18 protein-coding genes are annotated in these 19,859 nt (G+C 46.7%); all 18 read right to left on the bottom strand.

Annotation, left to right across the window (positions count from 1 at the left end; translation table 11 throughout):
- Positions 1 to 6: 6 nt before the first annotated feature.
- Entirely contained in the window at positions 7 to 912 is a 906-nt protein-coding gene (locus tag AC58QM_RS00090; RefSeq protein WP_497280312.1) for a carbohydrate ABC transporter permease, read from the bottom strand.
- Between the two features lie 96 nt (positions 913 to 1,008).
- Entirely contained in the window at positions 1,009 to 2,445 is a 1,437-nt protein-coding gene (locus AC58QM_RS00085; RefSeq protein ID WP_497280310.1) for an ABC transporter substrate-binding protein, read from the bottom strand.
- A gap of 68 nt (positions 2,446 to 2,513) precedes the next feature.
- Positions 2,514 to 3,428 (bottom strand): N-acetylmuramic acid 6-phosphate etherase, encoded by a 915-nt coding sequence (gene murQ / locus AC58QM_RS00080; protein ID WP_497280308.1) that lies wholly within the window; start codon positions 3,426 to 3,428, stop codon positions 2,514 to 2,516.
- 187 nt (positions 3,429 to 3,615) lie between these two features.
- Positions 3,616 to 4,482, bottom strand: coding sequence for a MurR/RpiR family transcriptional regulator (locus tag AC58QM_RS00075; protein ID WP_497280306.1), 867 nt, complete (start codon positions 4,480 to 4,482; stop codon positions 3,616 to 3,618).
- Between the two features lie 1,148 nt (positions 4,483 to 5,630).
- Positions 5,631 to 6,512, bottom strand: coding sequence for an EamA family transporter RarD (gene rarD, locus AC58QM_RS00070; protein ID WP_497280304.1), 882 nt, complete (start codon positions 6,510 to 6,512; stop codon positions 5,631 to 5,633).
- Between the two features lie 167 nt (positions 6,513 to 6,679).
- A complete protein-coding gene (locus AC58QM_RS00065; protein ID WP_497280303.1) occupies positions 6,680 to 7,561 on the bottom strand; it encodes a carbohydrate ABC transporter permease in 882 nt (293 codons plus the stop codon).
- A 21-nt stretch (positions 7,562 to 7,582) separates the two neighbouring features.
- The gene (locus AC58QM_RS00060) at positions 7,583 to 8,464 is read right to left on the bottom strand and encodes a carbohydrate ABC transporter permease (protein WP_497280301.1); all 882 of its coding nucleotides are present in this window, start codon (positions 8,462 to 8,464) and stop codon (positions 7,583 to 7,585) included.
- Between the two features lie 87 nt (positions 8,465 to 8,551).
- Positions 8,552 to 9,910, bottom strand: a complete 1,359-nt coding sequence (locus AC58QM_RS00055) for an extracellular solute-binding protein (protein ID WP_497280299.1) — start codon at positions 9,908 to 9,910, stop codon at positions 8,552 to 8,554.
- Between the two features lie 93 nt (positions 9,911 to 10,003).
- The gene (locus tag AC58QM_RS00050; protein ID WP_497280297.1) at positions 10,004 to 10,813 is read right to left on the bottom strand and encodes a response regulator transcription factor; all 810 of its coding nucleotides are present in this window, start codon (positions 10,811 to 10,813) and stop codon (positions 10,004 to 10,006) included.
- Positions 10,779 to 12,635 (bottom strand): sensor histidine kinase, encoded by a 1,857-nt coding sequence (locus tag AC58QM_RS00045; RefSeq protein WP_497280295.1) that lies wholly within the window; start codon positions 12,633 to 12,635, stop codon positions 10,779 to 10,781. Before AC58QM_RS00045 ends, AC58QM_RS00050 begins: the two co-directional genes overlap by 35 nt.
- Before the next feature lie 903 nt (positions 12,636 to 13,538).
- Positions 13,539 to 14,627 carry a nitric oxide synthase oxygenase gene (locus AC58QM_RS00040; protein ID WP_497280293.1) on the bottom strand — a complete coding sequence of 363 codons (1,089 nt, stop codon included), beginning with the start codon at positions 14,625 to 14,627 and terminating at the stop codon, positions 13,539 to 13,541.
- 14 nt (positions 14,628 to 14,641) lie between these two features.
- Positions 14,642 to 14,971: a hypothetical protein gene (locus tag AC58QM_RS00035; protein ID WP_497280292.1), complete on the bottom strand. Its 330-nt coding sequence runs from the start codon at positions 14,969 to 14,971 to the stop codon at positions 14,642 to 14,644.
- Positions 14,972 to 15,004: 33 nt separating this feature from the next.
- Positions 15,005 to 15,703 carry a pirin family protein gene (locus AC58QM_RS00030; RefSeq protein WP_497280290.1) on the bottom strand — a complete coding sequence of 233 codons (699 nt, stop codon included), beginning with the start codon at positions 15,701 to 15,703 and terminating at the stop codon, positions 15,005 to 15,007.
- Positions 15,704 to 15,826: 123 nt separating this feature from the next.
- On the bottom strand, positions 15,827 to 17,764 hold the full coding sequence (abc-f, locus tag AC58QM_RS00025; protein ID WP_497280288.1) for a ribosomal protection-like ABC-F family protein: 1,938 nt from the start codon (positions 17,762 to 17,764) through the stop codon (positions 15,827 to 15,829).
- Positions 17,765 to 17,871: 107 nt separating this feature from the next.
- Positions 17,872 to 18,015, bottom strand: coding sequence for an RAxF-45 family protein (locus AC58QM_RS00020; RefSeq protein ID WP_497280286.1), 144 nt, complete (start codon positions 18,013 to 18,015; stop codon positions 17,872 to 17,874).
- Between the two features lie 114 nt (positions 18,016 to 18,129).
- Entirely contained in the window at positions 18,130 to 18,891 is a 762-nt protein-coding gene (locus AC58QM_RS00015) for a sulfite exporter TauE/SafE family protein (RefSeq protein ID WP_497280284.1), read from the bottom strand.
- Positions 18,892 to 19,000: 109 nt separating this feature from the next.
- On the bottom strand, positions 19,001 to 19,546 hold the full coding sequence (locus AC58QM_RS00010) for a nucleoside/nucleotide kinase family protein (protein WP_497280282.1): 546 nt from the start codon (positions 19,544 to 19,546) through the stop codon (positions 19,001 to 19,003).
- A 135-nt stretch (positions 19,547 to 19,681) separates the two neighbouring features.
- Positions 19,682 to 19,852 (bottom strand): IS3 family transposase, encoded by a 171-nt coding sequence (locus AC58QM_RS00005; protein WP_497281543.1) that lies wholly within the window; start codon positions 19,850 to 19,852, stop codon positions 19,682 to 19,684.
- Positions 19,853 to 19,859: the final 7 nt, after the last annotated feature.

Here is a 19,859-nt window from a genome sequence, read left to right as displayed (position 1 = left end):
CCTCTCCTAATACTCGACGTCTTTACCCGCGTATTTAAACTGAATAAATGCAATGACGCCAATCACGACAGCCAGTAGCAGTGATTGTGCTGCTGCTTTACCAAAATCGAATATCGTGAACGCATTATCAAAAATGAGCAAACCAACCATCGTCGTTGCGTGATTCGGTCCTCCGCCTGTCATCAGGAAGGCATTCTGGAATACTTGGAATGAACCGATGACGCCCGTCACCAATAGGAACAGTGTAGCTGGACGTAGACAAGGGACAACGATGTGCCACAGCTTCAAGAAGAAACCTGCGCCATCAAGTTCTGCTGCTTCGTAATACGTTTCGTCAATACCTAGCAAACCAGCCAAGTAAATAATGATGCTTGTGCCATGGCTGGATAACCAAGACATAAGAACCAAGGAGAACATAGCCGTTGCACTTTGACCAAGCCAGTTCTGATTCTCGAAACCAAAGAGAGCGATGAGTTGGTTCATAATTCCGCCATCCATCGGATCGAAAATCCAAAGCCATACAACCGCCAAGGCGACACCTGAAGCTACCATGGGCAAGTAATAAATACCTTTGAAGAAAGACTGCGTTTTCTTCTTCAGCGGCAAAATCAAAATAGCAAGCACGAAAGAAAGAAACAAGTTAACTGGCACCGTTAACACGGTATAAAGAACTGTATTGCGCATCGCTTTCCAAAACAACGGATCCGTCAATGAATTTACGTAATTGTCGAAGCCAACGTAGGTTGAGCCGAGCGGTTTATATTTCTGCATACTAATGATGAAAGCACTAACAACCGGGTATGCATGAAACAGCGCAAACACGATTAAGGAGACGGCAATGAATGCATAACCCCACATTGCATCTCCACCTTGAAACTTCTTTCTTTTGATCGGTTTAGCGATATTATTCATACGTGTCACCCCCCTTTCAGAAACTTTCGCTTTAAAATAGTTCGGATAGCCGCGCAGCAATCTGCTGCACGCCTATCCGAAGATAACGCTATGATATTAGTCTTTTGCGATTCCGTTCTCGCCAAATTCTTTAATCGCTGCAGCTTTCACAGCATCGTACATCGCTTGAGGCGTAACTTCGCCTGCAAGCAGACCTTGGAATTTAGGAACGATAACTTCCGTTTCCAATTTAATAGCTTTCGCAGCTAAATCAGTCGGGATATCCGTACGGTTCGGAGTTGCATTTTTAAGCATATTATCTACAGCTGCAACGTTGTCAGGGTTTCTGTCAATTTTCATGCTCTCAGCTGCTGCTTTACCGCTTTTCGTAATATGCGCAGCGAATAGATCGTTATTCGTTGCTGCTGCAACATTACCACTAGCCAAGAAGTAAGCCGCTTTTACAACGTTTGCTTTGTGCTCAGCAGTCGGCTCTTTTTTGCCGCGGAACGTCATGTAACCATCAACAACTGTGTTAGCGGAAGCTTTTGCCCCTTGGAACGTTGGAGCAGGCAATACGATGTAATCAACAGCAATACTGTCTTTTACAGCACTTGCATCATTCGCTTTAATTTTAGCATTGTTCGCTTTCGCGGAGTTTTCAAATACAGCAAGACCTTTACCTGTGATCATTGTTTGACCAGTCAAGAACATGCTCCAACGTTTACCTGCGTCTACGGAGCTAAGCTCTTTCGGCATGGAACCGTCGTCGATCAGTTGACGAAGATCTTTCAGCAAACCAAGGTAGTTTTTGCTTGTGTATGCGTATTTCATGTCTGATGTGAATGGGTAAGGCATACCAGCGTTTTTCGCCATAATACCCAAGTAGTCAACCGCAGCTACACCTTTTACTGCAAAAGTAAAGCCGTAACGCGTTTTACCGTTCTCAGTTACTACGCCCTTTTTGATCGCTTCACGGAATTGATCGTAAGTCCAGCCACTTGTCTGTACTTTTTTCCAATCGATGCCTGCTTTCTCCAAGAACTCTTTGTTACCGCCTAGTGCATGAACTTCCATGTAAGCCGGGAAGCCGTATAGACCTTTACCGCTTTTCATGTAATCCAAGGCAGTTTTATCGTAATCGCCTGTCATCTCAGCTGTAGCTACATCTGAAATGTCCATCGCCAATCCTTGCTCAATATATTTAGGAATCGTGCCGGATCCGCCGAAAGCGATATCTGGAGGGCTTCCTGCGTTCACTTGTGTATCTAGTTTCTGCTTCATATCTTCCCAGCTAGCTGGTTCGATTTTCAACGTTAGGTTTGGATATTTCGCTGTAAAGTCTTTGGATAATTGTTCAAACGTTTTTTGATAGTTCGGTGATACTGGCGGAAGTAATGCAGTAATGGTGTCTTTTGCAGCGCTAGCTGTAGCTGCAGGAGCATTCGTACCTGCTGGCGTAGTTGTTTCTTTTGTACCTGAAGAACCACCACAAGCAGTTAGAGCCATTGTTAAAGCTACGACAGAAGCTAATACGGGCATTTTTCTTTTCATGAAAAACAAACCTCCTAGGATAGGGATCCTTGAGTAAGCTCAAGTCTCTCCTTACTTGTTTTAAATGCTTAAACAACTTTTACAAAGGTACGTATGGCTCTCTTCAAACTACCCTCAGACTGTTCTAATGCTTCTTCCGCTTCCTTTACATCCATGCCTGTTTTAATCATCATAATGGCAAGTTTACAATTCATGGATGCTTTCTCGAGGTGGGCAATCGCTGTCGATTCATCCACCCCAGTCGCTATTCGAATGATACGAATAGAGCGATCGTACAACTTGATGTTACTAGCCTTCATGTCAACCATGAGATTATTATACGTCTTTCCAAGCTTCACCATTGTTCCTGTTGTCAGCATGTTAAGAACCAGCTTCTGTGCTGTACCCGCCTTCAGACGAGTAGATCCCATAATGACTTCCGGCCCAACCACTGGTGCGATGCATACATCCGTAACAGCTACCAATTTCGAATTCTTGTTATTTACGACACCAATCGTTGCGGCACCAATTTCTTGTGCTTTCTTCAAGCAAGCTATAACGAATTGTGCACTTCCGCTGGCCGTAATCCCAATTACCGCATCTTTGTCTGTCACTCCGCATCGTTCAATGAGGGCGACCCCCTCCTCAGCGTTGTCTTCAAAACCTTCCACCGCTGTTCGCAATGCCCCGTCGCCACCGGCGATATGACCTTGCACCATCAGTGGATCAATGCCAAAAGTTGGAGGACATTCAGATGCATCAAGCACACCGAGTCTGCCAGAAGAACCAGCTCCTACGTAGAACATCCTGCCACCGTTTTTGAGAACTTGATGCAGTATATCAACCGCTTTCATGATCTGCGGTATTTCAGCTCCGACTGCTGTTGGAACCAATGCATCCTGTTCATTCATCATCCGAAGCATTTGCTCTGTTGAACATTCGTCAATTGTCTGTGTCTTATCATTAATCTCTTCCGTAGTTAAACCCGATAGATACTCATCCATAGCTGTCCTCCTGCCTGCTGTACTCTTTACAAAGTCTTTACTGGTCTAATATTAACGAAAAATTTCATAATGGTCAATAGTTTTTGAAATTTTATTTTATTCTAAAATAAATAATTGATTTTTTATTTCTAAAATTCCGACAAAAAAAACGACGCCTATTTGGACGTCGTTAGTTTGTTCGAATGGTCTATTTTCTATGCTTGCTGCTGGCAATAATGTCGTGTGTTTTGGCCAAATACTTCTTCACATGCTTATATTCACTGCTCGCTACCCCTGCAAATAGAATATCAATCACCGTTAGCATCGCGATGCGCGAGCCCATGGCTCCGCTTCGAATCGTGACTTCTGGTGTCGAGATGCTCAGTACGATATTCGCATTATCTGCCAAGGCGCTTTTGTTGTATTTGGTAATGGCGATGATTGTCGCACCATTCTTCTTGGCAATTTCCAAGGTATCGAGAATTTCAACTGTACTCCCCGAATTCGAAATAAAGATAGCAACATCGCTTTTCCCAAGCAGCGTGGCTGCTGTAAGTTGGCTATGTCCATCCGTGTAAGTATGGCACATCTTATTAATGCGGGAGAATTTCTGCTCCGCGTCCATTCCTACCAACCCCGAAGCGCCAATCCCAAAGAAAACGATCCGATTGCAATCCACTAAGACTTTGACCGCGCGGGCAATTTCATTTCGATCAATGACACTAAGAGTATCGACAATCGATTTGCTATTATTGTGCGAAATGTTGGAGATAATCGTCGAGAGATCATCGCCAGGTTGAATATCTGTGTATTGATCCTTCTGCTCCTCATCCATCGAGCCCAAAGAAGCAGAAATGCTCACGATGAAGTTACGATAGCCTTTATAACCCATCGTTTTGCAAAAACGTAGAACAGATGCATCGCTCGTTTTCGTCGCTTGCGCGAGACTCTTAATCGAGAGATGAGGAATCTCGTCCACATTATCTAAAATATAATCGGCTACTAGCTTCTCCACCGGTGTGAGGCTATCTTTCATATCGCGAATTTTAATTAAAATATTATCATTTATTGACATATAGGTTCCCTACTCACCATAATTTATCCGACTGAAATCACCTTCATCATACGTATTATTAGGCAAAAACACAAGATCCTCCTACAATAAATTTGTAAAATTTAGTGCTATGCTTGAAATTTAATTTCATAAAAAGTTAATTATATTGAAATTATTTTACATCTTTTATCCGCGGTATTCTTGGCGTTCTGCTTTACTAGAAGCGAGATTTGGCGTGAGTAGAATAAAGTTAATATTTACATAAGTTACTAAGTCATCTGAGGTAACTTTCTAGATGAACTAACTGGATTTTATGTAGCTAATTTTTCTTGAATTTCCGATTTTTGGGGAATAGCTGGATTTTGTACAGTTAATTTGGCGTGTTTTCGCCAGATGGGCGGGAAGTGAGAGAAATAACTGGAGGTTCTACAGTTAATCTGAAAATAATGGGGAATTAGCTGGAATTACCTGTAGGTTTTCCATTTAATTGTGTCGGAGCTTTGCTCCGCTTCTACTCTGATGGGTTTATTGGTTGTCTAATGTCGCACACGTAACACATTCTGCTTTTCTAGTGCGAGTTCCCATATCTTGTTTGGCACCTCGGCGAAAGAGGCGACTGTCTCAAGCAATAACTGGATTTTATGTAGCTAATTTTTTCGAAATCGCCGGTTTTGGGGAAATAGCTGGATTTTGTACAGTTAATTTGGCGTGTTTTCGCCTGATGGTCGGAAAGTGAGAGAAATAACTGGAGATTCTACAGTTAATCTGAAATTGATGGGGAATTAGCATGAATTACCTGTAGGTTTTCCATTTAATTGTGTCGGAGCTTGCTCCGCTTCTACTCTGATGGGTTTATTTGGTTGTCTTGTCGCACACAGCACATTCTGGCTATCTACTTTTACTTCTACTGCTACTCTACTCTACTCTACTCTACTCTACTCTACTCTACTCTACTCTACTCTACTCTACTCTACTCTACTCTACTCCACCCCCACCTATTCCACTATCCTCCCCTCCTACTACTGCTAAGGATCCCCCAGCCTTTTCAACGAGCAGCCGGAGAGTGTTTGTGCTTGCGTGCTTGCTTGCTGGCTGCCCCCCTCAGCAACAAAAAACCGCTCAAGACATAAGTCTCAAGCGGTTTCTTAGCTCCACGAACTTCCCGCATTCTAATCTGCTACTGCCGCTCGCGCTACGCGTACGGATGCGAAGGCATAAACGATGAGTGCGCTCCAGATAAAAGCAAAACTGATCAGCAGCACGGGGGAAAAGCTCTCTTTAAACACAAATACGCTGAGTATAAGCGTGATGGACGGGCCGATATACTGAATGAAGCCTAGCATGGATAGCGGCAGTTGGGCCGCAGCTTTAGCGAACCACAACAAAGGCAACGCGGTTGCCGCCCCTGCTAGGAACAGCATGATCAACGTGATCGGCGGCAGTGTCCAGGCAGCATCTTGATGCGTAGCAAATAGGTAGATGACGTAGATGATTGCGATCGGAAAGACGAACGCTGTTTCACCCGCAAGCCCGGTTGCCGCATCGTAGGTGACTCTTTTTTTGACCAGGCTGTATAAGCCGAATGTACCTGCTAATGTGAGCGACACCCACGGAAATCTGCCATAATCTATGGTGGCAATCAGAACACCAATCCCCGCCAAAGCCACGGCGAGCCATTGTCTGCCAGTAGGCTTTTCACGCAAGAACAACACCGCTAGCATAATGTTAAAAAGTGGCGTGATGTAATACCCGAGACTCGTCTCGATGACATGCCCATTATTAACTGCCCAGATAAAAATCAACCAGTTCGTACTGATCAGAAGGCTGCTTGCCCCCACTAGTAATAAAGTCGTGCGATTCGTTACAAGGCTGCGAAATTGCTGCCATTTGCCTTTACCAACGATAATTAGAATCGCCATAAAGACGAATGACCAAATCACACGATGCGATAGTATTTCCCCCGCCTTCAACGTCCCAAAAAGCTTCCAATACACAGGCAGCAAACCCCAAGCGATATAAGCAATAATGGCATAGCCTAGCCCTTTTTTCATCGTAAAAACCTCATTTCACAAGCAAGTAACACAATTCTATGCAGCATAAAATTTGTCCGACGGTTAATAACATTGCTCCATTGTAACATAGGCTGGGCACAACGTCTGTGAACAATCGGCACGCCGATACGCAAAAAATCCCCGATTCACGGGGATCCACCACACGATTATCCTTTTACAGAACCAGCAGCTATACCTTCTACAATTCGATTACTCAACAAGATAAACGCGATCATAATAGGCAAAATACTAATCATCAAGGTCGCGCCAATCGCGCCCCAATCGGTCGTATATTGGCCGACGAAATTTTGAACGCCTACGGTTAAGGTCTTATACTTTTCCGAGGAAATGAACGTATTTACAAAAATAAACTCATTCCAGTTGTAAATCATGTTGATGATCACAGCTGTAGATAGTACAGATGCTGTCATCGGCAGCGTAATGCTGAAGAAAATACGATTCACGGAGCACCCGTCCATGACGGCAGCTTCTTCTACTTCACGCGGCAGCGTGTAATAAAAACCGAGCATAATCATGATCGTAATCGGCAAGTTAAAGGCAATGTAGGACAAAATGATCGACAACGGGTGGTTGGTTAGATTCATTTTCATAAACATACTGAATAACGGAATGAGCGTTGAGTGCACGGGAATCATCATCCCTACCATAAACAGACCTAGCACAAAGGATTGCAGCTTCCATTTCATCCGAGTCAAAGCGAATGTCACTAAGCTTGCTAGTAAGACTGTCACCCCAACCGACACCAACGTCATCCAGACGCTGTTAAAAAAGTAACTATTAATATGGCCCTGCGTCCAGACCTTCTCGTAGTTCTCCCAACGCAGTCTCTCGGGAAATGCCATCGGGGCAAGATTGAAGATTTCTTCATTATTTTTCAAAGAGAATAGCATGAGCCATAAGAGAGGAAAAATCTGAACGACAGCGACAATCGATAACACGATATACAATACGCCGTATCCGATTTGTCCAGGAAGCTTGCTGCGCTGGGTTAGCGTCTGTGCCTGAGGACGGGTGGTTTCGAGTTGCATCAGAATCGGAAGCTCCTTTCGTTACGAGTATTGGATATCATCTTTGGAAGCCGTCGCTTTACGGATTAACCAAGTAGCCACGAGGCAAATCAAGAGCAGGAAGAAGCCAATGGCGCTCGCATAGCCGAAATCATAGCCTTTGAACGCTTTGCGATACATATAGGAAGCCATCACTTCACTGGATCCGTTAGGTCCGCCGCCTGTCATCACGTAGATCAGATCAAAATATTTTAGTGAGCCGACAACGGCCAAAACGACTGTTACTTTCATCACTTCAGCAATTAACGGAACGCGAATCGAGATCGCAACACGCCACGGACTAGCGCCATCGATACGGGCTGCTTCGATCAGCGAGGTTGGTACATTTTTTAACGCAGCATAGTAGATCAAAATGTAAAACCCGGCGTACTGCCATAAAATCGGCATGAAAATAGCGTATAAAACAATGGATGGATTGGACAACCATTCCGGTGTATGCGTGACCCCCAGCGACGTCAGGATAGCATTTAGCACCCCGTTCGTTGGGTGGAATATTTTCAACCATAGTTGAGCGATAGCGACAGAAGAAAGCAGCATAGGGATTAAATAGATTTTGCGAAAAAGATTAGCACCACGAATGTTCGCGGATAACACCAATGCCACGAGTAGATAACCAAGCAGGGAGATTGTTGAGAAGATCGCCAGCAAGAACGAGTGCTTCGCGCTTCCCCAGAATAATTTATCCTTTAGCAGTTCGGCATAATTATGCAAACCAATGAAACTCATTTTGCCTACGCCATCCCATTTCATGAGTCCGTAGTAGCCTGTCATCATGATCGGCATATAGATCAAGGCTAGCAGCAGAAATAGCGAGGGAATTACGTAGATCGCGATCATGGATTTGTTAGACATGACTTTATCCATAGTAGGCACTTCCCTTTCACCGATAATGACAAAGGACATACCACTTGGAGGGATATGTCCTTTCCCAAATCGTTCGTATTCGTTAGGCTACTTCGCTTCCTTTGCCAAGGCATCCTCATGATTCTTCGCAAAAGCTTCCGGTGTCACCGCTTTACCAAACAAAGCTTGAATCATATTTAAGTGAACTTCTGCGGAAGCAGGCTTCATTTGAACATCTGCGAATAGCGTAATGTTGCTCGCTTTATTCAACTCATTCAAAAGGTCAATGTACATTTGTGGCAGTTTCACTTTGGACGTGTCTACTTTCGTTGCCGGGATAACGCCTGCTTCGGAAATAGCGTGCTCTCCCCACTTCGATACGAAGAAGCTGACGAATTTCTTGGACTCTTCTTTCACTTTGGAGTTGTTCGCTACGAACAAGCCTACGCCTGGTCCGCCAACCCAGCTATCCATGTTCCCTTTACCGCCATCAACCGTCGGGAATTTAAAGAAGCCGATTTGATCTTTGAAGGCTTGTGGAACATCTTTGTTCGTTGTGTAGTTCGGTAATTCCCATGTTCCCATCATATACATCGCGGCTTTGCTGTTCATGAACTCTGCTTTACCTTCGTCGTTACCAAGTCCGTTGAAGCCTTTGTTAAAAGCATTCATGTCGACAAGCTGAGAAACTTCCGAAGCTGCACGAACCAAGCCAGGATCGTTGAAGGAACCTGTGCGGTCGATCGCTTTTTTCAAAGTTTCGGGGCCGCCGATACGATCAGCAAGGTACATGTACCACAGGGAACCTGTCCAACGATCTTTATTCCCGAGTGCGATTGGAGCTACACCGTTGGAGCTGAGTGTTTTGACAATATTTTTGAACTCATCATAGGTCTTAGGTGGCGTCAAGTTGTGCTTAGCAAAAATAGCTTTATTGTAGTACACGGGCACGATGTTCAATTCAACCGGAAGACCGTAGGTTTTGCCGCCGAATGCGTAAGCATCTGTTGTGCCTTTCACGAATTTATCTTTCAAATCCCCTTGCAGCAAGTCATCCAGCGGAGCGAACATGTCGCCTTTTACATAAGGATCCATGTAGCCTGCTGCCCACGTGAAGCCCACATCAGGAAGGGCATTTGAAGTAGAAAGCACTTTCATTTTATTCTTGTATTGTTCATTCTCGAGTACTTCCTGCTCAATCGTCACATTCGGATTCGCTGTTTGATACTCTTTGATGATATCGTTTACAATTTTGTTTTGCGTTGCGGAGTTTCCTGTCGGCCACAGGTGCATCATTTTAATCGTTACTTTTTTAGCGGGTTGCGCTGTTGCTGCTTCGGTTGCTTTCGCAGTTTCTTTAGGAGCTGTCGTTGGACTCGCATTATCTGTGGAACTAGAGCAGCCCGTCAATGCCATAGATAGGCCGAGCATCGTAGTTAGCGACCATGTAAGCGTTTTTCTTACCATGTTTGTTTCCCCCTAATCATTTATGTGCTACGTGTTTTATTGTAGCGCTTACATTGCTGCCGCAGGGAGTAACAGCTATCGGGTAATGTTCCACTATTTCGAGGTATCTATCCGATCATCCCCATCCATAATCTGTTTCCGATACTGATTGGGGCTCGTCCCCTCGTACTCTTTGAACAGCTTAATAAAATATTTCGACGTCTGGTAGCCGACTTGCTCCGAGATATCCGCAATTGTTAATCGGGTCTGCAGCAGCAGCTCCTTTGCCTTTTGGATACGGCTTCTCGTGACATATTCACTGAACGTGAAACCTGTCTGCTCTTTGAAAAGAGCGCTAAAATAGCTCGGATTCAGATGAATATGGCTAGCCACCTCGCTCATGCCCAGTGGATCTTGAAGATGTAACTCCACATATTGGATGGCCTGTTGCACAGGAGCACTGTAATTTTTGTCAGCAGTCTTCGCCTGCATCAAGCGTGTGTCCACCATTTTCTCCATCGTTTCAACGCGCCCGCGTTCTACTTCAATGCGCAGCGCCTGCTCGACGGCGTCGATCAGCTTGCTCTTCTGGATAGGCTTGAGCAAATAGTTAACAACGCCAAGTTCAATCGCTGTTTGTGCGTATTGAAAATCAGGATGTCCCGAAATAATGATGACTACGGGCTTGTGGGCAAAACCTCGCGAACCTTCCACGACTTGTAAACCGTTAACTTCGGGCATGCGGATGTCCGTAATTAGCAGATGCACGGGGCGCGATTGTAAAAGATCGAGAGCTTCAGTTCCATTGCAGCAGCTGAGTATCTCATACCGCCCGATGGACCAGGCTTCTAACGTTTTGCGTATGCCTTCTCTCGTTAAAGGCTCATCGTCAACGATGAGTATGGTTTTCCCCGACTGGTTCATCGTGTTCCTCCTTAAAAATTGGAATGTCGAAGCTCACGCTGGTCCCCTGTCCAGGACTACTCGTGATCGTTAAGCCACGATACGTATCTGGAAGGGATGGATAGTAAAGCTGAAGGCGTCGCTGCACGTTGGAAATGGCCATGCCTTTTCCTTTGGGGGATGGAATGCTATTGGCAGCACTTGACCCTGGTATATCGTCAGAACTGGATGATGAGCCTATACGCATTGCTGCACCACCGCGTTCGATCGACTCCTGCACCGCCTGAAGCGTCTGTTCATTCATCCCCGGACCATCATCACATACCGTGATGCGTATCCCTGTCGTTTCTATAGGTGACGGTTCCACCCGAATGGTGATTAATCCCGTTCCTATTTTACCCTCCAACCCATGCAAAATCGCATTCTCCACCAACGGCTGGATCAGCAGCTTCGGAATGTGGACAGGGCCATACGCTTCTTCGCTGTCAATTTTCCATACTAGACGTGAGCCGAATCTCACACTCATAATGCTCAAATAACGCTTGATATGCTCTAATTCCTCATCCAATGCGACCCATACATCCTTATTTGGGTTACCAATCACATAACGAAATAAATCTGACATGGCAACCACAAGATCAGCAAGTTCCTCTTCATCTTTCTCTTGTAGGGACCAGTACAGGGCTTCCAACGTGTTATATAAAAAATGCGGATCTATCTGCGCTTGAAGAGCTTGGAGCTCTGTGCGGCTTTGAATCATTTCTTTCTCATACACCAGTTTAATGAGCCGATTGATATTGTCTACCATCTGATTATAGGTCACATTCAAATCATTCAATTCCGTGGTGTAAGACGGTGTCAAATTGGGCGTCAGCACCCCTTGCCTTGTATTTCGCATGGCTCGCATCAGCCGAAGAATCGGCCTCGTAATCATCGAGGAAAGTAGAAACGATAGGATAATGAAAAGGACCAATCCGATAGCTCCAGATACGATAATCGCCCAGCGCAGCACAGAAATCCCATCGGTGATATCACTTACCGGATACAGAATCATCATCGTCCAGCCCGTCTGCTCCGACAACTGTTTCACCAGAATGTACCGTTTCTGCTCTAGCGTAACCTGCTGGGCGTCGGTATGCATGAGCGAGCTTATGCTGGCAAGTGCTTCCCCGTCGGAAACAATCGGCCTAGCCGAACTATCGGCTAGCAGCATCAATTCGCGATGCCCGATGTCAGGCAGCTTGTTCTGAAAATCAAAATAGCTGCGATTAATCCTCACCATCAAATACCCGCCATTCGAGAACCATCGATCAACTAAATTGATCCGGCGTATGGCGAGAACCGTGTCGGGATTCTTCGGATCGTTACCAATCCAAACCAGTCTGCCCTTCTCTTTATCCGCCTGCTCGATCCAATTCGGCTCGATGAGATCTGTTAGCTTTTGCTCATCTAACGGAAACATCCGCGCAAACCCCGTCGTATACAGCTCTACATTGCTAACGCCGCTATATGCTTGAATGTGATTGGCGATTTTCAAAAGCGATTGACGTTCGCTGAAGTCGGGTGCCTTCCCTTGAACCGATGATAAAAACAATTGCTGCAAATACACATCATTTACAGCCTGTAACGTCAGCATATCGATTTGTGTAATGATCGCTTCCAGCCTGCCGTTGGCTTGACTAGCGATTTGCTTCATCTGCGTCTCCGCCTTCGTATTGAGGAGCGTTGACACCGAGTTATACGTAATAGCGCCTGCGCAGATCAAAACGATGATCATCACAGATATGAATCCCGCGAGCATCTGATTGCGCAATGTATTCCAGTTAGCCACCTTCTGCCACAAGCGGAATTCCCCTTTTCGCGTATAGTAAGTGCTTTCAATATGCCAAATGATACTACATGCGAGTTAGTTTGGCTATTAAACTATTGGTCGTGGGAGTGGTACATGTTGGAGATGCGTTAGAGGTTGGTGGAGGAGTAGCGGTTGGTGGGGGATTACAAGTTGCTGGAGGAGTTACGGTTGGTGGGGCGCCAAAAGTTGGGTTAGTCCGATTTTGTCTAACTAAATTGATAATTTCTTGTAAGAAGTGCCCAATAGTCCGATTTCGCCGAACTATTCCCCCATTTTTCTGGCTTGAATGGTTTTTCGGTCGATTTAGTTCGGCTATGTCGGACTAATTGGGATTTCATGGTGCCGTCAATGAAATTAAGTCGGCAATTTCGGACTAATTGCTGTAGTGGCATGCTAAGCACGTCAGGTAGACAGTTGCGCCTAGGAGGCGCGCCGTAAGTCGATTTTTTCGACTTACGGGAGCACTGCGGGCGCTTTCGCGCGCTGTAAGTCGATTTTTTCGACTTACGGGTGCACGGCTGGCGCTTCCGCACGCTGTAAGTCGATTTTTTCGACTTACGGGTGCACGGCTGGCGCTTCCGCGCGCTGTAAGTCGATTTTTTCGACTTACGGGAGCACAGCAGGCGCTTCCGCGCGCTGTAAGTCGATTTTTTCGACTTACGAGAGCACTGCTGGCGCTTCCGCACGCTGTAAGTCGATTTTTTCGACTTACGGGTGCCCTTCCGGCGCTTCCGCACGCTGTAAGTCGATTTTTTCGACTTACGAGAGCACGCCGGCGCTTCCGCGCGCTGTAAGTCGATTTTTTCGACTTACGGGTGCACGGCAGCCGCTTTAACCCAAAAAGCCTACCCACCTTCACATCAAATGTGAAGGTGGGTAGGCTGATCTCCGTAACTAGCGCTTCTTGCTGCGATAAAAGAAATTAGGCAGCTTCACTTCATTGGTGTAGTGCTGGTGAAAAATGTGCGTCGTCGCCGGGGACATTGGCGGAATTAGCCATGTCCAATCACCCGTAACGTCTCGCCCGCTTTTCTCTTCGTTGTCTTCGAAGCGTTTGAACTGCTTCGCCGCAGTGTGGTGATCGACGATAGAGACACCGTGCTGCGCGAACGAATGCAGCACCGCTACATTCAGCTCGACCAGCGCTTTGTCCCGCCAAAGCGTAGACTCGCGCCTCGTGTCGAGCCCCATGACCGATGCTACCCGCGGCAGCATGTTGTACCTAGCCTCGTCGGCAAAGTTCCGCGCGCCGATCTCGGTTCCCATGTACCACCCGTTAAAAGGTGCCGCGGGATACATCACCCCACCCATTTCGAGGTACATGTTCGCCACCATCGGCACCGCATACCATTGCAGATTCAGATCCGCAAAGGTGGCCAGCTCTGGATGGCGAATCGCCACTTCCAAAATCAACGCTTTCGGGATCTCAAACAGCCTTGGCGCCAGCTCACCTACCTGAATCATGAGCGGCAGCACATCAAAATGCGTGCCTGCACTCTGCCAACCAAGTGCTTGACAGGCCTTAGTGAATTCCACTGAGACAGGATCACCAACGATGCCATCATCCGTCTCATACCCAGCATAACGAATCAGCTGCTCGTTCTTAATCTGGACAACAGGCTTCCCTTCACGCGAAGGCGGGAATATCGTAATGACGGGGCGGATCTTACCGCCATTCGTCGCTTCCTCAATATGCCTGAACAGCGCATCCGCCGCTGCTTCTTCCGTCTCTATATGACGAGCGTCGTATACACGAAGCGACTCCCAAAACAAACGCCCAATGCAGCGGTTGCTATTGCGCCAAGCCATTTTCGCGCCATGCGTCAACTCTTCCATCGTATGTTCATACGTCCCGTTATACTGAATTGCTTGCGCAATCTCGGCAATACGCTTATCGATTTCCGCTTCACTCTTGCCCAATTCTGTATAGCATTCGTGTATAAAGGGGATCGCTTTCTCTAGCTGCTGGTCCTGAACTTTCATCGGTATAACTCCAATCACTTCACACTAAATTGGTCGGGAATATAGCTGATATGGGAAGTTGCGATGATCGTTAGCTCGCCTTTTTCCTCCGTAAATTGAACACCATCTTCACTCACATAGAACCATAATTTCCGTGTAGGCTCATTCTCAAACTCTTGAAAAACAAATACATTAAGCTCCTCTTTCCATTTCAAAAGCTCCGCAATCTGCTCCGGCTGATCAATCTGAACACGGAACAACCACTGATCACCCTGCTGCTCCCATGTATAGGGCACAGACTGCTTACCTGTATCGATAAAAGCACGACCGCCAACCGCATGCTTCACTAGAAAAGTTTCCTTCATCGCTGCAACCTCCTCTATCTCTCCATTATCGCCTTATGGCAGATCAATAAGCATGAAATGTGTATCTTCGAGCGCACGAATGGTTAACGTTGACTCCGCCTGAATACGCGCACTGTCCTTTGTTTCGAGTACCGCCTCATTAGCCGAGCATTTCCCACTCACCAGCATGAGGAAAATACGACGACCCTCGCCCTGCTCGAACACTAGCTCTTTCCCTGCATCCAGTTTGCTCAAATAGATGCTCATATCCTGATGGATTTTCGCGATGTGAGGTCCGCCTTCAGGTGTTACAACCGGCAACAAATGATTAACCATCGCCTCTGGCTCATACGTCACATTTTCAAAAGAGGGCTCCATTCCGCGCTTCGCTGGCATAAACCATAGCTGAAACAGACTCATCGGTTCCGTTTCCGATGCATTATACTCGGCATGAATGACGCCACTGCCTGCAGACATTCGCTGTACACCATTGGAAGCCGTAATAGCTACATGCCCAAGGCTGTCTTCATGCTTAATCGCTCCGCTGAGCACGATACTGACGATCTCCATGTCGCTATGGGGATGCGGGCCAAAGCCCCGTCCTGCTGCGATATCATCGTCATTACACACTCGCATGACACCAAAGCTAACATTTTCTTCATCAAAATAGTCGCCGAAAGAGAAGCTTTTGTGGCTCTTGAGCCACCCCAAATCAGTTGAATTACGTGTGTTGGCCGGGAAAACTTGAATCACAGCAATCGCCTCCTTCTAAAGTACTTCTAGCTTATCATACTGGGGGGACGGACTCCATGTCAGATCGGTGGCGGAACGAAGCCCGTTTTGTGACAATCGCAATGTGTGTTGTATACGTCAGTTCTACTCCTCCAACATCCACTGCTCATACAGCGCATCCAACTGCCCCTGTACACCTTCCCGCTTCTTCCAAAGCTCAGCGAGCTCTGCCGGTGCCAGTGCTTCGCCTGCCTGCTGCAGCCGCTCATCCAACGCGGCCAACTCAGCTTCTACGCCTGCGATCCGCTTCTCCAAAGCGGCCTTCCCAGCCGCTGCTGGTTTCCCCTGCTTAGCAGCAGATCCCTCAGGCTGTTTCACTTTCACATTCACTTTTGCTTTGTCGAGGGTGATCCTGCTTCGTTCCTCAGCTAGAAGCTCTTCCCGCGCGCGAAGCTCGCCGCTCTTCTCTTTATAAGCATCAAAATCACCCAAATACACGGTGATCTTCCCCTGATCCAACTCCCATATTTTACGCGCTAGCCGATTCATAAAATACCGATCATGCGTCACTGCCAGCACCGTGCCTGGGAATTCCTCCAACGCATCCTCCAGCGCTTCGCGCGATGCGATGTCCATGTGATTCGTCGGCTCATCCAGAATGAGCAGGTTCGGTTTGCGCAGCACAAGCAGCGCTAAACGCAATCGCGTCCATTCGCCGCCAGACAAGGAACTTACCGCTTTGAACACATCTGCGCCATAAAATAAATAAGCAGCCAGCCGTCCCCGCGCTTCCCCTTCTTCCAGCTTCGCTTCCTCGCAGAAATACGCCAGCACGGATTTCTTATCATCCGCTGGGTACGCTTGCTGCGCCAGATAGCCGATGTCGACGCGAGCGCCCAGCTCGAGTTCCCCGCCATCCGGCAGCACTTCACCGAGCAGCATCTTCAATAGCGTCGTTTTTCCTGAGCCGTTATGCCCGACGAGCATCACCTTCTCGCCATATTCAAGTGCGCCGCTCGCCAGCCCCAGAATCGTCTTCTCGCCATATCGCTTCGTGACATTCTCGAAGCGCAGCACCCGCCGGCCGGAACGGTCCTCCGGCTTCAAATCGAAATCTGCCGCCTTCGGATCCAGCACAGGACGCTTGAGCTTTTCCATCCGATCCAGCGCTTTCTGCATGGAGAACGCTCTGCGGAAAAACTTTTCATTCCCGCCAATGCGCCCCCATTCAATCAACTGCTTGATCGTTTCTTTCATCTTTTTAATGACCTTCTGTTGCTCTTGGTATTCCGCGAACTGCTGGAGCAGTCGTACTTCCTTCTCCTTCACATATCCAGAGTAGGAGCTGTGATATGTTGTCGACTCACCGTCTTCCAGTTCAACGATTTTCGTAACTACGAGGTCCAAAAAGTAGCGGTCATGAGAGACAATGATACAAGCGCCATCATAATGCTTGAGGTAATCCTCCAGCCACTCCACGCCTGACAAATCCAAGTGATTGGTCGGCTCATCCAGCAGCAACAGGTCTGGTTTGCCGATCAACTGGGACGCTAACGTAATCTTCGTTTTTTCTCCCCCTGACAATGAGGCAAAGCTTCGCTCATAAAACCCCTTTGCGATTCGCAGCCCGTTCGCTACCTGATCAATGCGTGCATCAAGCTCGTAACCGCCTTCTCGCTCAAAGCGCTCTTGCAGTCCAGCATATCGTTTCAACAGCTGCTCCATCTGCTTCTCATTGTTCATGATTGCTGGGCTCGCCATATCTCCTTCAAGCTCACTCATCGTTGCGCGGCAAGCCAGCAGCTCCTGGAAGCTCGAAGCGAGCACATCATACACCGTGTAGCTTTCCCAAGCAGTTGGAATTTGCGCCAGATAGCCGATTCCTGTATCCTTTCGCACCGTCAGCTGACCTTCGTCAGGCTTTTCCATCTTAGAAATAAGGCGCAGCAACGTTGATTTCCCACTGCCATTACGACCCACAAGTCCGACACGTTCCCCTTGATGGATTTCAAATGTAACATCCTCGAGTACTAACTGGGCACCGTGGTATTTTTTTATATTTTGACCGTTAACAATTAACATAATAAAGGATCCTCCTTGGTTTGAAGACAGACCCTGACCTACACGCAGCTAACACAAAAAGGCCGCAGGAAAATTCCTACGACCTTTCGGATCATTTCCGTAGAGGGTTAAGGTAGGTGTCTTTTCGTGAGTTGGTAAACTGTATGAGCAAAAATGGACAGACCTCTCGCGTCTTTGATTTCTGCATGAACGATGCCAGCCATCGCAATGGGTAACTGGCTCACACGGTTGTTTACGAACTCTCGATTCATCCTACCTTCACCTCCTTCAACTTACACTCTGCTAAAATAGTACCATAACCATCGGTCAATTCGCAATGGATCCCGCAAAATCTGGGCTGGGCACATAAGGGGTAATGCTCCCTACTACATCAAGCTCCAAATCTGCTTACCCACCAACAGTACACATACCGTGATAAAAAGCGGCCGCACATACGCCGATCCCTTACGAATCGCCATGCGTGAACCTAGAAGTGCTCCGCACACCATCGCCAATCCCATCGGGATTCCGATCCAATAATTAATGGAGCCCAGCGCCATGAACGTAATTAAACTTGCGATATTGCTGCCGAAATTGAGAATTTTGGAGTTGCCAGCTGCTTTGACGAAATCGAAACCGACCATCAGAAAAACGAAAATAAGGAATGACCCTGTCCCTGGCCCAAAGAACCCGTCATAGAAACCTAAGACGAACGCTGCACAACCCATTAAGAAAGCCGTCCTCGCCGAGTACTGACTGAAGGTCGAGATGTCTCCCCAATTTTTGCGGAATATCGTATAGATCGTAATTAGAATCAGCATCACCACGACCAGTGGTTTTAAAAAATCGGAAGGAATTTGCCGCAATACGAATACGCCGCACACCGCGCCAGCCAAGGACAGCACGAACAATCCGCGTACCGCTTTGAGATCAACATTCCCTGTCCGCATAAATGAAATCGTGCTTGTCAGCGACGACATCGTCCCTGCTAATTTATTCGTACCTAACGCCAGCGCTGGTGGCATTCCTGTTGCCAGCAAGACTGGCACCGAAATAAGCCCGCCTCCTCCAACAACCGAATCTACATAAGCTGCCAAGAATCCGCCGACAATAACGAAAATCATCATTTCCCAACTTAAATGCAACATGATGTTAATAAACTCCTCTTGTGTTTGAATAAGTATGGTTTGTCCAACACCTATTTTCGCATGATGAACCCGTTCAGGCAAGAATTTACCTATGGTAAAAAAGAAAAAGTTAAACCGAACGCTTCCGTAATTCATCTATAATCTGATCAACAACGCGTACTGTAGGCAATTCGCCTTGCAGGACAACATCGGAATTGGGTTTCACCGTCTTTTCCATTTCGAGATAAGCAGCTCTTCCCCTGATCAAATAGTTATGTAAGTCACGTTGTAAGTCACGCATCCCATGTTCCTGCTCGTTCCGTAGAATGCGTCTAGCCATGGCAATATCCAAAGGTGTATCGATGTAAAATGCTAAATCAATCAAGTCTCGCACGGCATCATTCAAGTAGGCAAAGGGATAATCCAGGACAATATAGTCTAGTGATTCATCTTTTAGTAGAAGCCGAATATCAGTAATGAGTGGAGAAAGCACCCATGCGTTGTAATCTGCCACCGCCTCGACCCACTCGCAAATATCTGGGCAGTTCTCAAACTCATAATCATCAAAATAGAGGGCTTGAGCATGATCTAATTGATGGATCAAGTGTTTGATTGTCGTTGTCTTACCTCCACCAGAAACGCCAGAAAAGGATAGTACACGAGGCTTCTTCATCATGAATATCACACTCCATCAGGAATAATTATTCATTTTAACATATCATACTACTCTTTAATCGTGTAACGAATTGGGAGGAGCTTTGGGGATTAACTGGATTTCTGCTCTTCTGTCAATAAAGTGGACGTCACTAAGTTAAGCCACCTGCTGGTAGTATAGCTGCTCAAATTGAGCGGGAGATATGTAACCAATTGTGCTATTTGACCTTGTTCTGTTGTAAAAGAACTCAAGATACCTGTACAGCTTTTGCTGGGCTTCCTGTTTAGTCTTAAATTTCGGGTTACTGTAGATGAACTCGCGCTTCAAAATGCTA

Source organism: Paenibacillus sp. J22P165, from assembly GCF_059692015.1.
This window is presented reverse-complemented; position numbering and strand designations above follow the sequence as displayed.

What these genes read in the sequence shown, in the direction of transcription:
- murQ (WP_497280308.1), bottom strand. Translation starts at nt 3,428, where the DNA reads ATGGATGAGTATCTATCGGGTTTAACTACGGAAGAGATTAATGATAAG.
- AC58QM_RS00015 (WP_497280284.1), bottom strand. Translation starts at nt 18,891, where the DNA reads ATGTTGCATTTAAGTTGGGAAATGATGATTTTCGTTATTGTCGGCGGA.
- AC58QM_RS00020 (WP_497280286.1), bottom strand. Translation starts at nt 18,015, where the DNA reads ATGAATCGAGAGTTCGTAAACAACCGTGTGAGCCAGTTACCCATTGCG.
- rarD (WP_497280304.1), bottom strand. Translation starts at nt 6,512, where the DNA reads ATGAAAAAAGGGCTAGGCTATGCCATTATTGCTTATATCGCTTGGGGT.
- AC58QM_RS00010 (WP_497280282.1), bottom strand. Translation starts at nt 19,546, where the DNA reads ATGATGAAGAAGCCTCGTGTACTATCCTTTTCTGGCGTTTCTGGTGGA.
- AC58QM_RS00085 (WP_497280310.1), bottom strand. Translation starts at nt 2,445, where the DNA reads ATGAAAAGAAAAATGCCCGTATTAGCTTCTGTCGTAGCTTTAACAATG.
- AC58QM_RS00035 (WP_497280292.1), bottom strand. Translation starts at nt 14,971, where the DNA reads ATGAAGGAAACTTTTCTAGTGAAGCATGCGGTTGGCGGTCGTGCTTTT.
- AC58QM_RS00090 (WP_497280312.1), bottom strand. Translation starts at nt 912, where the DNA reads ATGAATAATATCGCTAAACCGATCAAAAGAAAGAAGTTTCAAGGTGGA.
- AC58QM_RS00050 (WP_497280297.1), bottom strand. Translation starts at nt 10,813, where the DNA reads ATGAACCAGTCGGGGAAAACCATACTCATCGTTGACGATGAGCCTTTA.
- AC58QM_RS00040 (WP_497280293.1), bottom strand. Translation starts at nt 14,627, where the DNA reads ATGAAAGTTCAGGACCAGCAGCTAGAGAAAGCGATCCCCTTTATACAC.
- AC58QM_RS00065 (WP_497280303.1), bottom strand. Translation starts at nt 7,561, where the DNA reads ATGCAACTCGAAACCACCCGTCCTCAGGCACAGACGCTAACCCAGCGC.
- AC58QM_RS00060 (WP_497280301.1), bottom strand. Translation starts at nt 8,464, where the DNA reads ATGGATAAAGTCATGTCTAACAAATCCATGATCGCGATCTACGTAATT.
- AC58QM_RS00055 (WP_497280299.1), bottom strand. Translation starts at nt 9,910, where the DNA reads ATGGTAAGAAAAACGCTTACATGGTCGCTAACTACGATGCTCGGCCTA.
- AC58QM_RS00075 (WP_497280306.1), bottom strand. Translation starts at nt 4,482, where the DNA reads ATGTCAATAAATGATAATATTTTAATTAAAATTCGCGATATGAAAGAT.
- abc-f (WP_497280288.1), bottom strand. Translation starts at nt 17,764, where the DNA reads ATGTTAATTGTTAACGGTCAAAATATAAAAAAATACCACGGTGCCCAG.